This window comes from Maribacter sp. X9, assembly GCF_048537565.1.
In the GTDB taxonomy this organism is placed as follows: domain Bacteria; phylum Bacteroidota; class Bacteroidia; order Flavobacteriales; family Flavobacteriaceae; genus Maribacter.
This window is the reverse complement of the sequence record NZ_CP183215.1, coordinates 3,018,921-3,038,514: the sequence shown is the minus strand read 5'-3', so window position 1 is coordinate 3,038,514 and position 19,594 is coordinate 3,018,921. Positions and strand designations below refer to the sequence as shown.

The window sequence follows — 19,594 nt, the reverse complement described above, 5'->3', positions numbered from 1 at the left end:
CAGTCAACAATTATAGTAACCAGCCCCCTAAAATTCTTAACATTCCTCTCCCCTATTGTTTTACCAAAATTCTCTTAGGCCGGAGTTCGTTCATTATTGTCTAACTTGTTACCATTGCTAGAAAACTTCGTAAACCATCTTTAATTTTAATACTATCCATCTTTTTGAATCCATCTACTATATTATCGATTCCAGTCGGCGTTCCCCTGACAATTTTATTTTTATGAAAAATAGCTAGTTCATATCGAATATTACTGTTGGTTTTCAATTTTAAAGCAACTCTTCTTTGATTCAAAATAAACGGTGGTGGCCCTGCAAATTCAATGACGGGTTTGTCAAATAGAAGTTCAATTATTTCTTGGAGTGTACCGGTGTTCTGGAGTTGTTCAATTCTTACCCATTGCCAGTACCAATTTAAAAAACGATTTATAGACCTAATATTTAATTCGTTGAGTTCAGCCCCGTTATCTACAAAGGACCACATCGTTTCAGTTGCTGTATCAATTGCTGTCAAGAAGAATTTTTTCAAATTCTGTTCAATTGCAATATTTTTTTCCTTACTATACTTATAGTCGTACAATAAAGCATATACATCGGCTTGATAATCTGCCTCTTCGATAACTTTCGGAAATTGTCCTATTCCATTTGCAATAGATCCAACTAAGTTGTGTGCATCAGGACAGTAGTGTAAACCCTCATGAAATAAAAACAGGCGACCAGCTTGCAAAATATCAGCTCCCTCAATCTTTTCCAGCCTACTACCTAAACTTACAAACATACCATCATCTATTTTCCATTTGAGTTCGGTTTTATCATAATCGAATCCATCGCCGACAATATTTTCTTCCAAATCAATACTGTCATTTTTTAATGAAGTAACATTTAATTGAGGTAATTTTACCCAAAGACCTTGTGCATAGCCTTTCAAATCTGAATCTTTTTGCGTAATGTGGTCAAGCCAATCTTCAAAAAGGCCTTCACTATTGCCAATGAAAGTCTTCAGGTCATTTTGAAGCTGATTCTCCCATGATTTTCTAATTTCTGCAGCTATTTTTCTGTCATCATCTGTATATGCAATAACATCATCGGAGCTTTTATCTATTAAAATAGCCTCTCGATATTTAGGACTTTCATCTCTACTAAATTGATAAGTTTGAACATATGGATAGATGTTTGGGTTAATTCTAGTGCCAATTGCAAAAGCTACTGCAGTTGTTGATGCTACGAACAGATGTATTTTATCTCTATCAGGCAGATAATTGCTATATGCAGATAGGACATCTTGAAAGGAATCGATTACCTCATTCATTTCATTTTCATTAGATATTCCATCAACATGCGGTTGTTCTAATACCAAATCAAATTCATTAGTTGGATCAGACAACACTTCTAGCGAATGTTGAGGCTCAATTCTGAAGGAAGTACCTACTCTAATAAAAACATCGCCCTTTCCTTTTTCAACCTTGACTGGCAGTCCGTCAATTTCTTTAACCGCAAAGTTGTAATCCTTTGGTCCCTCCGTTTGTAGATACCATTCATTGTTCCTGTGGTGGTATTGATAAAATTCATACTTGCTATAGTTACTGCACAGATATCCAAGATGTATGGCCAACGGTATTGGTGCTAACCCAAAATATGCAACTCTAGCTTTAGGGTTTTCTTTTATTATGGGTTCGATTTCAGATTTGTACCGACGTTGTTGTTCCAATGCTAATTGTTCATATGGCAGGTCATAAAGGTCAGTTAGTTTGGATTCGGCAATATTAAAATCTATAAACAATATTTCTTTGCTTTCAGCTTTAGAAATGGCAGATAGGCACTCATCTTTTGTTATTCTTTTATCTAATCCGGAATGAGCAATAATTATAATTCTTTCATTCATATCAATCGATTAATGGAGATGGTTCGGTATTTTCTAGGGTAGTCTTGAACAAATCAATAGTAAGAGGTGCATCAATTTCTATAGCCTTATAAATTGCTTGTTTTGCTACACGATGAATTAAATCGGAAAAACTATAAGGTATATCCTGACTCTGAATATAATTTATTACTTCCGAAAATTTGGATTTATCGTAATCCACATCTTTCAAGATGTATTTTATGACTTCTTCAACTTTTTTACCAGTTGGTCGTTCAAATACAAGATGTAATGATGTTCTTCTTCTAACAGCCGGGTCAAGAGCCTCTACTCTATTCGTAATTAAAATTACCGCAAGGTTGATTTCTTCCTTTCTAATTAAATCAATTTGTTTTATAAGAACATTAAGTCCAGCCCTATCTTCATGATGTGCTTGGTTTTGAGATCTACTCGTGGCGATGTCATCGGCTTCATCAATAATTAAAATCCCTGACTTCTCTTTTCCAAGATTTCTTTTGGCTTGGTCAAAAGCTTCTGTTATTCTATTTGAAATTTCACCAACTAAACCGCTACCTCTGATATTGGATGGTGTTTCAAAAACCATAATTTTTTTATCTAGCTTAAGAGATAAAGGTGTAGCAATAGATTGAGCCAGAGCAGTTTTTCCACAGCCTACGTCACCCGATAAAATCACCAAAGGCGTGCCAGAATAAATTTGGTTCACTATTGCTATTTCTTTCTTATGATGTTTCGAAAGCCAATCTTTAATCTTGCTACTGTCCAGTAATAAACTTAGAGAAGAAAGCAAATTCGATTTGTTTTCTTCTATTCCAACAAGCTCATCATAATGCTTTTCAGAATTTTTATTAGGATGCTCAGTGCTAAATAAGTTTACCATGTGCCAATTTTACTTTGAGTCAGGCCGTAACCTTCTTTAGAATATGATTTCAGAACCTCTTTGGTTCCTGAAAGTGATGCTCCATTTCCCCAACCCCAATCATCTAACTGCCTATCAACTTCATCAATGTTACTGCTACTGCGATCCAAATTAACCAATAAATTGACTTTAGTATCACTAGATAGCATCCAATAGTTAATTCTTCCTGAGTCTTCGTCGGAATAAATTTGACCACTAGATTTCACTTCATAGTGCAAACCGCCAATCTCTTCACCTTCGGGGGTTTTAAATTGCAATTGAAAATATTTTAAAGCCTGCTTGTCTAGCAAATAAAGAACATCACTTTTAATGCTATTAACCCTGTCAAGACTTACCAAGCCTCTATTCATAAGGCCTAACAAATCTTCATGTACTTTTCCCATAACATATCGCGCTCTTGCTGCGGTATACGTTGTTGATTCCGATCTTGTATAACTTGTACTCATATTTATGATGTATGATTTTTAAAAGAATTCCCAAATAATTCTACTAGTTGATCCATCGATTTAGAATCATCTCCCTCTAAATCATATCTTATTATTCTATTCCAATTATCTCTTCCATGCTCCAACCAACTAACGAGTTCATCTATCTTCAATGAACTCCAATTTTTAACCACATTGTTATCTGGATTTACCGGATCTATAACTGACCATAATGCGTAGTCCTTAGTTGGCGAATTGTAATCTGTAAAAAGGATAGCCTCTTTTGACTTAACCAGATGGGCCAAATAGCCAAACCACATAGCTAGTGTTTCTGCATAAGTTTTTTCTACAGATAGCTCATCAAAAGCTTTTGCGGAAAGTAAATTGATAAGAAAACTTGGAGGCGAATCATCTCCTCCTAAAGTGTAAGATCCATTTGCTTGCGTATCTCGCCACCATTTAAGCAAACGAAGACACTCATTGAATTTGACTCTTCCAACTTTCTTGGCACTATCTTCAGTACGTTTTTTGATAAACTCTACGTGCCTTTTAACTGAGGTTTTAATTTTTTCCCCTGTTGAGCGAACAAGTATTTGTTCATCGGTATTTTCTCCTTCTAACATCGGAACAATATCCAAGTTTACTTTGTCTGGAAATTTTAATTTGATAGAACTTTTAGTTCTTTCTTTTTCTACATCCGGATAGCAATCATCAACAATCTTATAGAAAATATCTAATAAACTATATAAGGTGTAACCATCTCGATCATCTTGAATGACGAAAGGTAAATCAACATCGAGACCTTCTACCTCGGCATCTCCCCTAAAATGCCTTCTTAAGCCGGTTTTCGTTGTAAAAGACCCAGCATTGGGCGTGGCGACGACCACCAAATTATATTCATCTGATTCTGCTTTATTTTTAATTTTCTCTCTGGCCTTGTTTGACCTATTTTTAATTCCCTCCCTTTTTGCTGATTCTGGCTTTATCCACTCAACAAAGGTTGAAATCCGTTTATGTAATACTGAATGTGTAGTTAATTCGCTCATATCTATTTTAATATTTCACATTACAAATAAACAACAACATGGCGCAGCCTATTTGCGTGACCTAAAAAAGAAATGATTTTTAATATTTCTTTAGTGTTTCTTGTAATACTTCTTGAATTTTTAACCGAAGACTTTCTGGCTCCAAAACTTTTACGGCACTACCATAGCTTAGGATTTTTGAATGTAATTCATGAAAGGGAATTACCTTAAATGAAAAAATCATTTTTCCGTTTTCTTCTTCCAATAGCCTTTGAGATTTGTGAATTGGAGAAGAAAGAAGATATTTTCCTCTCCAAGATTCGAACTCTAAAATAACATCTTCAACTTCTCCATCTGGAACGGAAATTCCAAATGCATGATTAAAGTATTTATCTGAATCAAAACCTGTTATTTCCTCACGTTTAATCTTTGTTATTTCAAAGTTTAAGATTCTATCAAGAGCAAAAATTGTTACAAAACTCTTCCCTTCTATTTTACCGATTAAGTACCATAAGTGGTCATATTCCTTCAATAAGATTGGAGTTACTGTATGATTCTTCACTTCATCTGAATTATGCTTTTTATAATTAAATTTGAATTTAAAATTGGTGTCAAAACCTGATATTATTTCTGGTATTAAATCACTGCCTTGAAATTTAGGGAAGTTTTCTGGTTGAATAGTTATCCTTTTGGATGCCTTTTGCTGACTAGCTTCAATCTTAACCGCATCCATTACTTTATCTATTGCATTGGTAAATTCCTTAAAAATTCCTATGTCTTTATAGTGAGCTAAAGTTTTTGTGTAAAATAGTAAAGCGGTTAATTCATCATCCATTAACTCTATTGATGGAAATATATCGTCAACATCATCTGGATAGTAATATGCTTTTTTTTGATTAGAATATTCGATTGGAGCATGTAGTTCCAATTGCATATCTCTTATATCTTTATTAATTGTAGTAGTGCCAACCGAAATATCATGTCTTTCATAAAGTTTATCAATTATATCGTTTGTTTTAACATAATCATTGTCTCGTAAAAGAATATCAATAAATCGATGTCTTATATAAGCATTTTTGTTACTAGGCATAAACTAATTCCTTAAAGTGTTCATAAACCATAACCATAGCGAGAGTATCTAACTCACAATACTTGAACAAAGCTTTACTCAATTCGTCAATCTCTGCTTGGGTCATATCTGTATATTGCATTTTACTATAAGTCGTTAATGCCGCACCTCCATCCGCTATTCCCTCAACTTCAGAAAGTGTGTTTATTATTTCATCTTCTGTCCAATTCTCGAAAACTGGAGGTAATAATTTATAAGGATTTAGCACATTTCCATTCTCTTCTTTTAGCCATACATGATTATCAGAAAAATTCATGCTAGTCAAATTTATTTCAGCTAAGGACTTGAACTAATTGAAGCAGGTAAAACTTCTTTTAGCGAATTGGAACCTCTAGTAAGAGGATTATAATAGTAACGTTTCTCAATATCCCATAAGTCTACCATATCTCTTTTACCAATCCATTCAATTGCACTTCCACGTTTTGAATGTGATATGGTTTGGATAAAACTCATTAAGTCTTCTTTATCAAGTTCTGCGGAATCATTTAATTGAATATAAATAGCATTTAAAATTGTGTTTTCATGATGCGAGTATCTAAAAATAGTTCCCTCATAATTACTTAAAGCATCTCTTAAGGCTCTAACAAATTTAAAATTTGGAAACCCTCCAATTGTATTATTTATATACTGCCTAGCATGTTCTATAGTTCCGTTTTCATGATAAATATGATGTGAGAATTGGAAAGCAACTTGTTCATAAGGCTTTAGACCTTTGTTGAATGGCAAGGCAGACATGCTTGTTTCAAAATCAATAAAATGCAAAGGAAATACCCACTTTTCTAATTCATCTTTTAAACCATCTTTGTCAACATAGTAAGAAGAATCATTATTTATTTCTTTTTCAATTTGCAACCATTGTCTATTTGATGTTGTAAGTTTTTCAGCTTCTACCTTTAATCCAATATTATCTTCAGTCAAATCCTTTTTGAAAAAAATTCCATCTTGAAATAATTTATTCCCTTTTCTGAAATCGTATATGTCAAATATGTTTGGTTGATTAAACTCTTTTTCTCCCCATTTATGTTGCTTTTTAAAGCACTCCTTGAAACCAGATTTCAATTTGGAGTCACTGCTTTCTGTTAATTTAAACTCGCAGTTTTTGCAGGAACTAAAAGAAGTAGGCCAATTAGCATAGGTGTCATTTTCATATAAATCTTTGAATAATACAATAGACTCTTGAAAGGTTAAGTTTTCATTATACTTATGTTTATTCGACTCAATGTCATTTATAATTTCTGTAATATTTTTTCTCCCTAAAACTGAATTTCCAATTTCTTCTAACCTATTTACTTTACTAGTTATACCAGTACGATTGTTTCCTTTTTTAGTAATCCTAAATAATTGATTTAATCCATCAATACTCGCTGTTTTGGATTTATCAGCCATCATCATAAATGAGTTTATTTCCCAATAAGGATAACAAGATTGCATTACATGTCTTTGAAATGCAACATCAAATAAGTAGGGTTTCCAACCCGCAAGCATTTTACCGCTTTTACCAATAAATAGATAATCATCATCTGGTAAAAATGATTTAGACTTTACTTCAATTAAATCGATAACATTGCCTTTTTTTATTAGAATGTCTGTTTTTATATATAATCCTTCAAATAGAAAAGCTGCTTCATATATTATTACATTCTTTTGTTCTAAAAGCTTTTTTGTAAGATTCCATGCTTTTTCATACTCCCAAGTATCCTCGTCTATAAGTGTACCTCCTGGAAAATGCATTCTAGCAAGTTCTTCTACTTGAAAACCACCTTGAGCTAATGCTGCCAAAAAGGTGTCTTCATTTTTAACATTAGAATATTCTTTGTTACTCGTGTAAAAAAGTTTATTTGGACATTCTAATCCAAGTTTAAATCTTGATTTTGATAGTACTCTCATGATGAATATTTAAACAAATATTTGCTCTTGCCTGTTGGTCCAAGAGTTACCATAGGTAAGTAAATAAGGGGATTGTAAGTTTTAGAGGTAATTCAAAGATATGGATTTAACAAGAAATAAATTACGGATTTCCGTAGTTACTGAAAATTTGTAGTAAAATACCATTCCACACACATTACACTCCCCTCCTACCGTCGGCTCGTATAATAAGTGATTATTCACAAGGTTTTTATTATTTTTTAAAGGAGTTCATGAACCTCTTACCTCAGTTTCATTACCTTTTCAGAAGAAACTTTTTAAAAGAAAAATTTAAAGAAAATGAAGTTCCAAATACTTTGCTTTTCCAAAGCAAAGTTAGATAACGGGGAAAATTACATACAATTTAAGACTGAAACATGTATTTAAGGTTACAAACTCTTATAAGTCAAATTCAAACTTCCCATCAACGAAAGAGGAACTACGCTTACCCCTGTCACTTTCCTCATCATGGTAGGACCAAAATGATTTAACTGTTTTGTCTTTTGTATTGATAATTTGACTCACGGTAAACCCATCTATTTCAATAAAATTTAGAAAATGAATATGGTCGTTTAATCTTTTGTAGAATAAAACTTCTGACCCTGAGGTTTCATTTCCATTATTGTCTATGGTTCTCCATTCTAGTCTATTCTCGCTAGGATAACTTACATAGGCCTTGGCCTTGGGGAAAGTTAGTATTCCCTTTTTGCCAATTAGACTATAATCTATCTCTTCAACCTCATCTATTTCTTTACTAGTTCCAATTTTCTGTTTACTTTCTTTAATTTGACAACTAAATAGAGTAATTAATAAAAATATCTTTAAAGAATTTCTCATTACTTTAATTCAGTTAATTAAGATGTTAATATTTATTTAGAAAACACATTTACCAATCCTTTTAAAACCAAGTCATCGGTTTTTCTCCCCTTCCTTCTTCTTCTATGAAATTTTCTCCTTTTGGAGGAAAAAGAATCATATTCACTTTTTTCATTGTTTCCAAGTCATGCTTCCCTTCAGTAGGATATGACCATGGGTCATCTATATCAACCCAATCTCCTACTTCAAACCAGGTTACACCATTTATTTCCTTGGTTTTAATTCTATCTTGGCTTAGAGAATTATGGGCTTCAAACCACTCATCAATGATACTATCTACCCATTTGTGAATTCTCCAAAATATAGGATTAACTTGTGATGAATACGTCTCTCCAAGAAAATCATATTTTACATTATCCCATTTGTCAGAAATATCTGAAGCATCTCTTTCCATGAGTAATGGTTTACCACTTTGGGGGTCAAATGGCTGACTACACCATCGCATATGCATGTCATTATGTACGGAAGTTTCTAACACGGAACCTAATTGGCCTAAGGTAAGCGTTCTTAAATAACTATGATCATGAAATTGTCTATCCCACCATCGCATCCGAGACCAATAAAATTCATCAGTTTTTATAGCTGCAAATCTCCTTTCTAACCATTTATATTTCTTTGGCAATTCCCATGTTGGTGGCACTACAAATTTTTCAGATAAACCCGGTTCAGGTATCAATTTCCATCCCTCAATTGGTGGTGCACTTTCTTTTTTCATAGCCTCATCAAAATCTCTTATCATTTCTCTATGCATAAAGAGAAAATCTTCTCCAGAACCATTCGTTGTAATTTGAGTCCAGCCAACAGGCTCACCTTTGTCATAGTGCCATTTGGCAGAAGGTCTTGGAGGGTGCCAATTAAGATTTTCTATTTCATTTTTTGCAGTTTCCGAAACTTTCGTGGTATTATACCAGTAATCTCTTAAACCATGCCATAAAGCATGATGTAATCTATGGTGTTTTGATGCAAAGATTTCAGCCACCTTAGCGGGTAAAGGAATTGGACTTACAACTTTTGATATTTTTTTCGGTGGTTCTTTTTCAGTTTCATTTTCACAAGAAGCTGATAATGAAACTAAAGATAAAGTACCCACACTAAGTGCTGTGGATTTAATGAACTCTTTTCTATCCATAATGGTTGGTTTTAAATGGTTGAAATTTAAATCAATAAATAAGTCTATATAATACCCATTAGAAGGTATTTAATACATGAAGGGGGAAGTAAATTGTAGGAAGTAAATTCTTTGGAGTTCTTAAATATATAAAATATTAACAAGAATCCAATTACGCTTTTCGTAACTAATTAAAGTACGTAGTAAAACACCATTCCACACACATTACACTCCCCTCCTATCCACCTTCGCAGAAAAAGCTTCGGCGGGCAAGCTAGTCGGGTCGCATAATAAGTGTTCCATTACCTTTAATGAAGAAACTTTTTAGAAGAAAAATTCAAAGAAAGTGAAGTGCCAAATACTTTGCTTTTCCAAAGCAAAGTTACATAACGCAAGACATTATAGAACAAAATCAACAAGTTGTAACTTATAGGGGAACATCTCGTTTGTTAGCTATAATGATATTATGTAAAATATCCCTCAACAGTTTTCTGCTTATTGAAATTCTCAACAGGGTCATGTAACTTTTTCAAGCGGTGTGCTGCGCACGGCGATATAATTTATTTGTATCTATAATTTGCCGTTATGTAAAATAGCCGCTACCAAGCGCTCGATTGTTTTTTATAAATAAACGCTTTATGGAGTTCATTTCTAAACACAATTTGCCAACGCCTGGCCAGCACCAAAAAAGGCAAACCCTTTTTTGATTCTTATAATATCAAACAGTACTAAGTTATAACCGATCTACAGGAAATAATCCTATTTTGTTTCCATCTTATTTAAGGCCAATTTCAAATGCAAGCGAATATTTCGATTCACGCAAAGAATGATTCTTTCTAAGTATCGTAATCTTATCTATGACAAAGCTATTTGTATACGATATTCTTTTAAAGTAATTACAACACTAATCGAATTGATAATCGGGAATGTTACTTGCTATTGTAATATGGGGTTTTTCTAATTTTCTGGTAAATCTGTTTGCGATTTTTGCCCTTTTACGGAGTACTTCAACCAATTTCTTTTGAAGGTCGACTATTTTAGTTTCAGCGACCTCTAAGAATAAAGTTTTTGAATTTTCAAAGCTTTCGAAACCGGAGATTTTAATCTCAAAACTCTTCCCATCCTTTAAAAAGTGGTACAGCTCCTTAAAAATTGTAGTCTCCGGAGTGCTTTCAATTAAGAAATTGCTTAAACTAATGTGCGGCTGCGACCTCACGTATTTTGCATTACCAAAATGCTCAAAAAACTCATTTTTAAATTCCCAAACATCATTTTTAATGAACGTGGGCGGACTTATGATAACTAAATATTCTCTTAATCCGTTTAGGGGGTTCATCGGTTTACCTTCAAGTTCTAAAATTTCCATAACCGGGCACTTAGTAAGATTGAAAATCTTTTACTTTCTATAAATATAGTACAAAATAAAATGAAATAGGAATTTTTACGTAAATTTGGAATTATTCCAAATTTTGTAACTTTTATAGGTAAAGAAATATAGCTTGAGTTTTTTGGCTCGTATACTTTTAAAACTAAATTCATTTTTGCAGTACATAAAATACCTACAGTTTAAACGAGCATGTGGTTAGCTATTGCCTCAAGTTCTTAAAAACTTGAATTAAAGAAGGGCTGGGATATACCTTCCTACGGAGTCAAAGAACAACTACTAGTATAAACTTCAAAACATTCGATATAACCTCTCAAAAAACATAATTTCTTGTTTATTGCTCACAATACAAGTTTGTGGAACAAAACTAAAAATAGACCTCCATCTTGGTAATCGGTTCTATTTTATAAAGCGAAATTAGGTTTATCAAAGCGATTCTGCACTGAACGTATCACCTTGTGAAATATCACCGGTTTCAAAACCTTTTTTGAACCATCGCATCCGCTGTGCAGAAGTACCGTGGGTAAAGGAGTCGGGCACCACCCTACCGGTGGATTGTTTCTGCAAACGATCATCACCAATGGCATTGGCGGCATTGAGTGCTTCTTCGAGATCGCCGTTTTCCATCATTTGTTTGGACCGATTCGCCCAAACTCCGGCAAGGAAATCGGCCTGTAACTCTAAACGAACAGAATATTTATTAAATTCTGTCTCACTTAACTGTCCCCTTAGCCTATCGATTTTAGCGGTTGTCCCCATCAATTTTTGAATATGGTGACCTACTTCGTGGGCAATGACATAAGCCTGTGCAAAGTCACCTGGTGCGTTCATTTGACGTTCCATCTCCTCGAAAAAACTAAGGTCCAGATATAGTTTCTCATCTCCGGGGCAATAGAAAGGCCCGGTGGCACTAGAGGCAGAACCGCAGGCGGAGGACACATAACCAGTAAATAGCACTAAAGTAGGTTCACGGTAATTTTGCAAGGTGTTGTTCCAAACATCTTCGGTACTGGCCAAGATTACGGCACTAAAGTCCGCCAGTTCATTTTCTTCAGCTGTACCTTCATAATTTCCAGAATTAGTGGTTTGCGTTACCCCGCCACCGCCAAGTAAATTCCCTATCAAGGTCAGCGGATTATTACCTGTAACAAATGAAAACACAAGGAACAGCCCAACAATGACCAGACCCACTTTTGAGAACAGCAGCTTAATGATCGGACCGAGCAACATGGGGCTGAATCCACCGATACCTCTTCCTGAACTTGACCGACCCCTTTGGTCATCGACATTTGAACTTTGACGCCTACCTTGCCATTTCATACTACTGATTTATAAAGAATTGAAATCAAATATAATATATACGCCCCACTTATAGAAAGCGGTAATTGAACTAACAAGATAAAATTTTTTGCTCTAAAAACTAACCTGTGTCAAAAGACCTTCTATTCTTGACTAGAGCAACGCTAAAATTGAGCGTTATGGACAATTTTAGAACGGTTCCGAGTTTAAAAATGTTACGAAAGCAGGGCCGCTCTATAATACACCCCCTTTGGGTCTAATAATATAATCTAAAATCAAGTAGCTTGCACATATGGTAATGCCGCTGATGCAATTCTTCTACCACGTCGAACATATTATCATCTTCTTTAAACAAGTTAAAGAATGCTTTATCAAGATTTGAGCTGCTTATACCATCAAAGGCATTACCATAGCCGGAAATCGCTTTTGCATTGGTGATATCCAAAAAATATTGTGCTTCTTCATCGTCTAAATCGAGCACTTTTGCATTTGAGAAATGCAAGATCTTTCCTTTTAACTTTCCTTCAAACAGTTCTGCAATTTCCTGCAGACTATAGTAGTAGTCATTTAAACAAATACTATTGGCCTCACCTGTCATCACCAAGTAGATGATTTCATAATCCTTAAAGTGATGATCATCCATGACCAATACGTTCAAACTAGCTTCTAGACCTTCAATGGTGTCGCAGGTTTGATATATACTTGCAATGCCATACTGAATGGCCAATTGTTCCAGATTTTTTTGTACTTCGGTGACCGTTTCCGTTTCTATATCATCGACCGCTTCTAAACAGTAAATGAATCTTTCTAGATCTATAGGTTCTTCTTGGGATAGGAGTCGTCTTTTCGCTAACAAATTTCAGGGTTTATGCCAATGTAATAAAACACAAAATTAAGGCAACTCCTTTATGGTTTTTAACGTTCAGTCACATAAATCATAGCATCTCTTATTTGAAGTTCGATTTCCAAGGAGCTACCATTCCGACAATATTTTTATTAAATACCTACACAGCCTTATTTCCCGTTTTTTTGTTATGAGTACCCCGCCTACGGCTTCTCTTTATTGTTGTATCGTCCCATGATTTCTATAGTATTGCATGAAAAGGTCAGTTTGTAGGGTCAGGGCTTCGTCGCTCAACGCAGAATGGGAATCCGGTTTTATCAGTAGGTTTTTTCTATAGTATCTTCCTCTACCTCAGTTGCATTTCGCAGGTTCTAGGAGCTACAAAAAATCCTTCAGGTCGTATTTGGCTTATTTCACAGGCAAAGGGCTAAAATTTAAGATCAAGTATTTTCATCCGGTTATGCTTAGTATCTTTGTTTCGAATAAGTGTTGACCATCATAGCACTATTTTATCTCGAAAATACCTATGCCATTCAAAAAATTGCACCATCACTTACTTGAGGTTTTAGCACATTTCTCAATTGAAAAACCGACACCTTTTCAAAAAGATAGTATCCCCATAATAAAAAGTGGTGCCAATGTGTTTTGCATCGCACCTAAGGATAGTGGCAAAACTACGACCCTGATCCTCACCACCCTTAATAAGCTCAAATGTGAGGCAAGTGGTAACGCACCAAGGGCCGTTGTGCTTGTTGAAAATAAGGAGAAAGCTTTGGAATTGCACGACAAGTTCCTAGAATATACCAAGCAGACTTCGGTTAGGGTGTATGTAGGGTATAAAGAATTGCATATCGATATTCAAAAGTCTGAAATATTCGAAGGAATCGATATTCTCGTCACCACGCCTACGAACCTGCACAAACTATTTTTAACGAATGGAGTTAGTACTTCACAGTTAAAGATATGTAGTATTGAGGACGGTGATTTTGTGGTTCAGCAATCGGAGTATATGGCCATGTTGTCGGTAACACAGAGTATTATAAAATGTCAATATGTTCTTTATGCCGAAAAGGCCCACCCTAAACTTCAACGTTTTGAGGAGTTCTTTATGGAACGCGCACAACACGTAAAATTATAGGAAGAACTATTTTAATGGAGCCTAAAAAGGAAAGCTAGTCACAGAATTTTCACGTATTGCTTATCACTTTCTCAGGTTTTTTACCCAGAAAGCGTAGCATTTTCGTATGGTCTACAATAGCCACGACAAGGTTCTTTTTAACATGGTAAGGTAGGTTGTATTCCTTTGCCGTCGCAGCAACAATAGCGGCCAATTGTTTGTAATGCACATGACATACATCGGGAAGAACATGGTGCTCTACCTGATAGTTCAATCCTCCGATAAGCCAAAATAAAAGCTTGCTGTCGGGTGAAAAGTTACTTGTAGTGATGAACTGGTGACTGTGCCAACTATCGGCCATCATGCCCTGACTGTTCGGCAAGGGAAAGTCTGTATTGGGCATAATATGGGCTATTTGAAAAACAATACTCACCAATAGTCCGGTAACCATATGCATACATAAGAATGCCAATAGAATGACCCCCCACGATTGGGGTAGCATAACCATGGGTAGTACCAAGGCGTAAGTATAATAGGCAACTTTCCAAAGGATCATACTGACCAGCGCCTTAGTGTAGGCATGCTTCTTTTGGAAAAAACCCATATTCCTAAAGCGATTCAATCGAACAAAATCTTTGGCGGTAATCCAAGATAGGGTTGATATTCCGTAGAAAAACCAAATGTAGATATGTTGAAATCGATGGATCCGATAATATTTGGCATGCGGACAAAAACGTAAGAAAAACGGAGTATTCAAATCATCGTCCGCATGCTCAATATTTGTGTAGGTATGATGCAATACATTATGTTGAATTTTCCAAATGTCCGCATTCGCACCAATAAGGTTGAACGTATAGCCCAACCACTTGTTCGTTCTTTTATTTTTTGAATAGGAACCGTGAAGGGCATCATGCATTACACCCATTCCTATTCCGGCCATTCCTAATCCACTCGTAATGTAAAGGAGAAATAATAACCATGTTCGATGTACAAGTCCCATGGAAAGAACTGTCAAAGGAATGGAAAATAACGCAATCATGACTACCGTTTTTACAACCATGGTGGTATTTGCATTTCTACCGATATTATTGGTCTTGAAATACGTATTTACCCTGATTCTTAAGGTTCTTGAAAAATCTGAATGAACTGTCCTTGAAAATTGTGGATTAGCGATACCGTAGGTTTTAGAAGATTAAATGATATTTCAAAAATGGCATATCATTTAATTTAAGAGCTGTGGTGATGAACCCTTAACCTACTTAATAGTGCAAAGAATGAATGAACTTTTTGATGAAAAACATCTGTTGGTAAAAGTAGGTCATAAAGCAAGTGTAGTATGAGAAATTAGTGTTAAATAATTGATTTTCAATTTTGTATAATTGTAAAGGCTTAGCCCCTATTTTTGAGTTACATTTTATATGGTTGGATTGTGCAGCTAGAATGGTGGAGGATGGACGCACGTAGTTCAAAGGTGATTCTCATCGGCTCTAGTGTGAATTCAAAGGAGAGTACTAAATCCATCTTAAAAAATGAATGTTCATTCTTTTTTATTGTACTTTTGTGTTAGAAAATAATACTATGGCCGCATTACAGAAAAGTTTGGATAAACGAAGTGCATTGGTAGATGCCACAATTGCATTGGTTAACAATAATGGGTTCCATGCCGCTCCGATGTCCAAGATTGCCAAAATGGCCAATGTATCACCTGCTACCATTTACCTCTATTTTGAAAATAAACAGGATTTGGTAAACCAGGTCTATCTTGAGGTCAAGGAAAAATACACCGAGTATGCTTTTGAGACCTATACTGCACAAATGGATATTCAACAAGGTTTTGAACTTATCTGGCACCGTATCGCTAATTTTAAATTAAAGCAGACCAAAGAGGCACTTTTTTTGGCGCAGTGCGATAATACCCCAATGATAGATGAGCCAAGCAGGAATGAAGGTATAAAACACTTACAGCCCTTATTGGACCTTTGGGAAAGGGGAAAGCATCAGGGGATCATCAAGCCTATTTCGCCTTATTTGTTATATGCTTATACCATTAATCCCATTTCATTTTTAATGGTGATGCAGCAAAGAGGTGTATTTCAAATGGAAGAGAACCAAATCAAAGAAGCATATAGAGCGGCATGGGACAGTATTAGGGTATAAGCATATTGTCTGATTGCAATAACAAGTAGTAACTTTAAAAAATAGATTTATGATAAAGACGATTATTTTGAAAAAGCGCCCGGTAGGTACTCCTACCCTAGCCGACTTTGAACTTATAAAAGAAGAAAAGGAACTGAAGATTGAAGAAGGAGAAATCCTTTTGGAAACAAAATATCTTTCCGTAGATCCTTATTTAAGAGGACGAATGAGCGATGCCAAATCCTATGTTCCGCCTTTTGAAGTGGGTAAACCTATCAATTCTGGTCTCATAGCAGAAGTCATCGAATCAAAAAACGATAATTTCAAAAAAGGAGATTTTGTCTCTAACCGATTGGACTGGAAAACGGTACAGGTTTCAAAAGGGGAAGGCTTGCAAAAAGTAGACCCCAATAAAGCCCCTTTAAGTGCCTATTTAGGTATTGTAGGTATGACAGGATTAACGGCTTATCTAGGATTGCATGAAATAGGAAAACCGAAAAAAGGAGAAACCTTGGTCGTCTCTGGTGCTGCAGGTGCTGTGGGGAGTGTTGTAGGCCAAATCGGGAAAATATTGGGACTTACGGTCATTGGTATTGCAGGATCTGATGAAAAGGTGGAATTGCTGAAATCTGAATTCGGCTTTGATCACGGTATCAATTATAAAACTACCGACGATATGAAAGCCGCCATCAACGAAGCGGCTCCAAACGGAGTAGATATCTATTTTGATAATGTGGGTGGTGAGATTTCCGATGCCGTACTCTTCAGCATCAATAAGTTCGCTAGAATGATTATTTGCGGTGCTATATCAGTCTATAACAGTACCGAAATACCTACAGGTGTAAGCGTACAGCCCTTTTTGATTAAAAACAGTGCGCTGATGCAAGGTTTTATCGTTTCGAATTATGCCGATAAATTCCCGGAAGCCATGAAGCAATTATCCACATGGTTAGGGGAAGAAAAATTGACCTATAGGGAAACAATTGTCGAAGGATTTGAAAATACACCACAAGCTTTCTTAGATATGATGGCCGGTAACAAAAAAGGCAAAATGGTAGTAAAGGCCTAAACGAGTTTCTACCAGAAATTAATAATTAAAAAAAACATATATGAACGTATTATTTGTATCGACCTCCCACGATAAATTAGGGGATACAGGAAAAAAAACAGGATTTTGGATCGAGGAATTCGCTAGTCCTTACTACAGCTTATTGGATAAAGGAGTGAATATAACCATCGCCACACCAAAAGGTGGGCAAGCCCCTATCGATCCCAGTAGTGATACCGAAGATGCACAGACCGAAGCGACCAAAAGGTATTGGGACGATACCGAAGCCCAAGAGCGGATTGCGAATACCAAAGTTTTGGCCGATATGGATGCCTCTGATTTTGATGCGGTGTTCTATCCGGGCGGTCATGGACCTTTATGGGATTTGGCGAACGATGCTACTTCTGTAAAGCTTATCGAAACCTTTAATGAACAAGAAAAACCAATTGGTTTCGTATGCCACGCCCCAGCTGCCTTGAAAAATGTAAAGGCTAAAGACGGTAGTCCGTTAGTAAAAGGTAAAAAAGTAACCGGATTTACCAATAGTGAGGAAAAAGCCGTACAATTGACAGATGTCGTTCCTTTCTTGGTAGAGGACATGCTGAAGGAAAACGGAGGAATCTATTCCAAAAAAGAAGATTGGGCAGCCTATGCAGTTCAGGAAGGAAATTTGATTACCGGTCAAAATCCAGCTTCTTCTGAATTGGTGGCCGAGAAATTATTGGCAGCCTTAAACTAGAGCATTTATTATTTAATTTAAAAAGGCTTGTAAGCGTAAGTTTGCAGGCCTTTTAATTTGGTGCAATTTCCACTATTATCACCCTGAGCACAGCCGAAGGGCCTTGTTTCTTTTAATTTGGATAACTTTGCCAACGTAGAGCAAACAACACTTGAATGAACCTATCGAAAACCGTAGTATCCTCTCTTTTTTTATTTTTTATAGTGAATTCAGCCATGGGACAGTTGGTCAATATCGAGTCCAAACGAATGCAGAAAGATTCCACCCGCTTTGCACTTAAGGGTGACGTTTTGTTCGATTATACCGATAACAACGGAGATTATATTTTTCAGGTCGCTTCTAACCTTACCACGCAGCTGAAATCAAAGGATTTAAAGAAGATTTATTTTTTTATCGGAAACTATAAGCTTATCCGAAGTAAAGATCAAGATTTTCAAAACTCGTGGTTTTTCCACTTCAGGTACAATCAAAAGCTGTCCGATCTATTTCGGTTAGAAGCTTTTATCCAAAACCAGAACAATACCTTATTGACCATTACCAGTCGAAATTTGGTCGGGGCCGGTATTCGGTTAAAGTTTGTATCCTCCAAGAGAACAAAGGCCTATTTTGGAAATTCCTACATGTATGAAATAGAAAAAGTAGAGGCCACCGACCAACAGTTTTTCAACCATAGGAACAGTAGCTATCTTTCATTGAACCAATCGTTTCAAACTACCAAACTTGACTTAACGGGTACCGTTTATTTTCAACCGTTATATGATGCCATTAGCAATCACCGAATTTTATGCCAGTTAAAAGCGGAATTACCCATTACGAACGTCATGAGTCTTTCGGCCCTATATAATTATTTTTACAGCAGTTTTTCACCCATTAGAGAAAACGACCGTTCTTCCAACTTAAGTTTCGGGTTGACGTTTACGATTTAATTGTCCCGTCTTTGCGAGCTTCGAACTAATCTGCCCCTTTTTTTCTTAAAGCAAAGATTACTTCGTTTTGATTGTAATCACTTTTGATTATTACCCTGGGCTTAATCAAAGAGCTAACCCACTCACTTTAAAAGCACTATGAGTACTCCATTTAAATTGTGAATATCTATTGCTTTTTTTCGCAAATCTAGCTTTATCGAAACCCTATATTTGGCAACCCTAAAACAAATGAATATGAGTGCAACATGGTATGAGTGCAAAGTAAAATATAGAAAACTAGATGAAGCTAGTGGAACACAAAAAGTAAAGACCGAACCTTTTTTGGTAGATGCCATTTCTTACACCGAAGCTGAAAGTAGAATCACCCAAGAAATGTCCGCTTATTTAAGTGATAGTGACGAAATCAAGATAACGAATATCAAAGTGGCCAATTATGCAGAGATCCACCCGTTCGAGAATTCGGATCGTTGGTTTAAATCTCGCGTATCGTTAATCGCTTTTGACGAAGAAAGTGGAAAAGAGCGCAAGACCAATATGTACTTATTGGTACAGGCGAACGATGTTAAGGAAGCTTACGATAACACGATAAGCGTAATGAAGGATACGATGGGAGACTATACCGTTCCTGCCATTTCAGAATCGCCTATTATGGATGTTTTTCCTTATTTTTCTGGCGAAGAAGATGAGTTGGAACGTATTGAGAAATTCACGGCATTAAAAGATTCCGTACCAGCAGATAACACGATGGATGAAGCGTTGGAATTGGCCGATGTCCTAGATGCGGATACCGAATAACAAGATTATTTTTTTGGGGATCTTCCCCAACCCAATTTGTAGT

General features: G+C 35.8%; 19 protein-coding genes. 6 read left to right on the top strand and 13 right to left on the bottom strand.

Annotated features, from left to right (window positions below):
* Window positions 1–100 precede the first annotated feature (100 nt).
* The 12 genes from ACNR9Q_RS12910 to ACNR9Q_RS12855 all read right to left on the bottom strand — a co-directional run bounded on the left by ACNR9Q_RS12910 (window position 101) and on the right by ACNR9Q_RS12855 (window position 12,763).
* The gene (locus ACNR9Q_RS12910) at window positions 101–1,882 is read right to left on the bottom strand and encodes an SAVED domain-containing protein (RefSeq protein WP_419211632.1); all 1,782 of its coding nucleotides are present in this window, start codon (window positions 1,880–1,882) and stop codon (window positions 101–103) included.
* 1 nt (window position 1,883) lies between these two features.
* Window positions 1,884–2,756 (bottom strand): ATP-binding protein, encoded by an 873-nt coding sequence (locus tag ACNR9Q_RS12905; protein ID WP_419211631.1) that lies wholly within the window; start codon window positions 2,754–2,756, stop codon window positions 1,884–1,886.
* Window positions 2,750–3,241 (bottom strand): hypothetical protein, encoded by a 492-nt coding sequence (locus ACNR9Q_RS12900; RefSeq protein WP_419211630.1) that lies wholly within the window; start codon window positions 3,239–3,241, stop codon window positions 2,750–2,752. The genes ACNR9Q_RS12905 and ACNR9Q_RS12900 overlap by 7 nt, the downstream gene beginning before the upstream one ends.
* A 2-nt stretch (window positions 3,242–3,243) precedes the next feature.
* A complete protein-coding gene (locus ACNR9Q_RS12895) occupies window positions 3,244–4,266 on the bottom strand; it encodes a CBASS oligonucleotide cyclase (protein ID WP_419211629.1) in 1,023 nt (340 codons plus the stop codon).
* A gap of 79 nt (window positions 4,267–4,345) precedes the next feature.
* Window positions 4,346–5,335, bottom strand: coding sequence for a helix-turn-helix transcriptional regulator (locus ACNR9Q_RS12890; protein WP_419211628.1), 990 nt, complete (start codon window positions 5,333–5,335; stop codon window positions 4,346–4,348).
* Complete coding sequence (locus tag ACNR9Q_RS12885; RefSeq protein ID WP_419211627.1) at window positions 5,328–5,630, bottom strand: hypothetical protein; 303 nt, start codon at window positions 5,628–5,630, stop codon at window positions 5,328–5,330. The genes ACNR9Q_RS12890 and ACNR9Q_RS12885 overlap by 8 nt, the downstream gene beginning before the upstream one ends.
* 20 nt (window positions 5,631–5,650) lie before the next feature.
* Window positions 5,651–7,261 (bottom strand): DUF2779 domain-containing protein, encoded by a 1,611-nt coding sequence (locus ACNR9Q_RS12880; protein ID WP_419211626.1) that lies wholly within the window; start codon window positions 7,259–7,261, stop codon window positions 5,651–5,653.
* Window positions 7,262–7,678: 417 nt separating this feature from the next.
* A complete protein-coding gene (locus ACNR9Q_RS12875; RefSeq protein WP_419211625.1) occupies window positions 7,679–8,116 on the bottom strand; it encodes a MoaF-related domain-containing protein in 438 nt (145 codons plus the stop codon).
* Between the two features lie 61 nt (window positions 8,117–8,177).
* Complete coding sequence (locus ACNR9Q_RS12870; RefSeq protein ID WP_419211624.1) at window positions 8,178–9,284, bottom strand: hypothetical protein; 1,107 nt, start codon at window positions 9,282–9,284, stop codon at window positions 8,178–8,180.
* Between the two features lie 883 nt (window positions 9,285–10,167).
* Window positions 10,168–10,629, bottom strand: a complete 462-nt coding sequence (locus ACNR9Q_RS12865; protein ID WP_419211623.1) for a 2'-5' RNA ligase family protein — start codon at window positions 10,627–10,629, stop codon at window positions 10,168–10,170.
* Between the two features lie 444 nt (window positions 10,630–11,073).
* The gene (locus ACNR9Q_RS12860) at window positions 11,074–11,967 is read right to left on the bottom strand and encodes a neutral zinc metallopeptidase (protein ID WP_419211622.1); all 894 of its coding nucleotides are present in this window, start codon (window positions 11,965–11,967) and stop codon (window positions 11,074–11,076) included.
* 235 nt (window positions 11,968–12,202) lie between these two features.
* Complete coding sequence (locus ACNR9Q_RS12855) at window positions 12,203–12,763, bottom strand: DUF6642 family protein (RefSeq protein ID WP_419214282.1); 561 nt, start codon at window positions 12,761–12,763, stop codon at window positions 12,203–12,205.
* A gap of 553 nt (window positions 12,764–13,316) precedes the next feature.
* Between ACNR9Q_RS12855 and ACNR9Q_RS12850 the strand changes: the two genes are divergently transcribed.
* Entirely contained in the window at window positions 13,317–13,928 is a 612-nt protein-coding gene (locus ACNR9Q_RS12850; RefSeq protein WP_419211621.1) for a DEAD/DEAH box helicase, read from the top strand.
* Between the two features lie 49 nt (window positions 13,929–13,977).
* Here ACNR9Q_RS12850 and ACNR9Q_RS12845 read toward each other — a convergent pair whose 3' ends face one another.
* On the bottom strand, window positions 13,978–14,946 hold the full coding sequence (locus ACNR9Q_RS12845; RefSeq protein WP_419211620.1) for a fatty acid desaturase family protein: 969 nt from the start codon (window positions 14,944–14,946) through the stop codon (window positions 13,978–13,980).
* Window positions 14,947–15,485: 539 nt separating this feature from the next.
* On the opposite strand from ACNR9Q_RS12845, the gene ACNR9Q_RS12840 reads away from it, so the two are divergent.
* From ACNR9Q_RS12840 to ACNR9Q_RS12820, 5 genes are all read left to right on the top strand, one after another.
* On the top strand, window positions 15,486–16,064 hold the full coding sequence (locus ACNR9Q_RS12840; RefSeq protein WP_419211619.1) for a TetR/AcrR family transcriptional regulator: 579 nt from the start codon (window positions 15,486–15,488) through the stop codon (window positions 16,062–16,064).
* A 49-nt stretch (window positions 16,065–16,113) separates the two neighbouring features.
* On the top strand, window positions 16,114–17,112 hold the full coding sequence (locus ACNR9Q_RS12835; RefSeq protein WP_419211618.1) for an NADP-dependent oxidoreductase: 999 nt from the start codon (window positions 16,114–16,116) through the stop codon (window positions 17,110–17,112).
* 40 nt (window positions 17,113–17,152) lie between these two features.
* Entirely contained in the window at window positions 17,153–17,830 is a 678-nt protein-coding gene (locus tag ACNR9Q_RS12830) for a type 1 glutamine amidotransferase domain-containing protein (protein WP_419211617.1), read from the top strand.
* Window positions 17,831–17,985: 155 nt separating this feature from the next.
* Window positions 17,986–18,756 (top strand): DUF481 domain-containing protein, encoded by a 771-nt coding sequence (locus ACNR9Q_RS12825; protein WP_419211616.1) that lies wholly within the window; start codon window positions 17,986–17,988, stop codon window positions 18,754–18,756.
* A 234-nt stretch (window positions 18,757–18,990) separates the two neighbouring features.
* The gene (locus ACNR9Q_RS12820) at window positions 18,991–19,551 is read left to right on the top strand and encodes a DUF4494 domain-containing protein (RefSeq protein WP_419211615.1); all 561 of its coding nucleotides are present in this window, start codon (window positions 18,991–18,993) and stop codon (window positions 19,549–19,551) included.
* Window positions 19,552–19,594 lie beyond the last annotated feature (43 nt).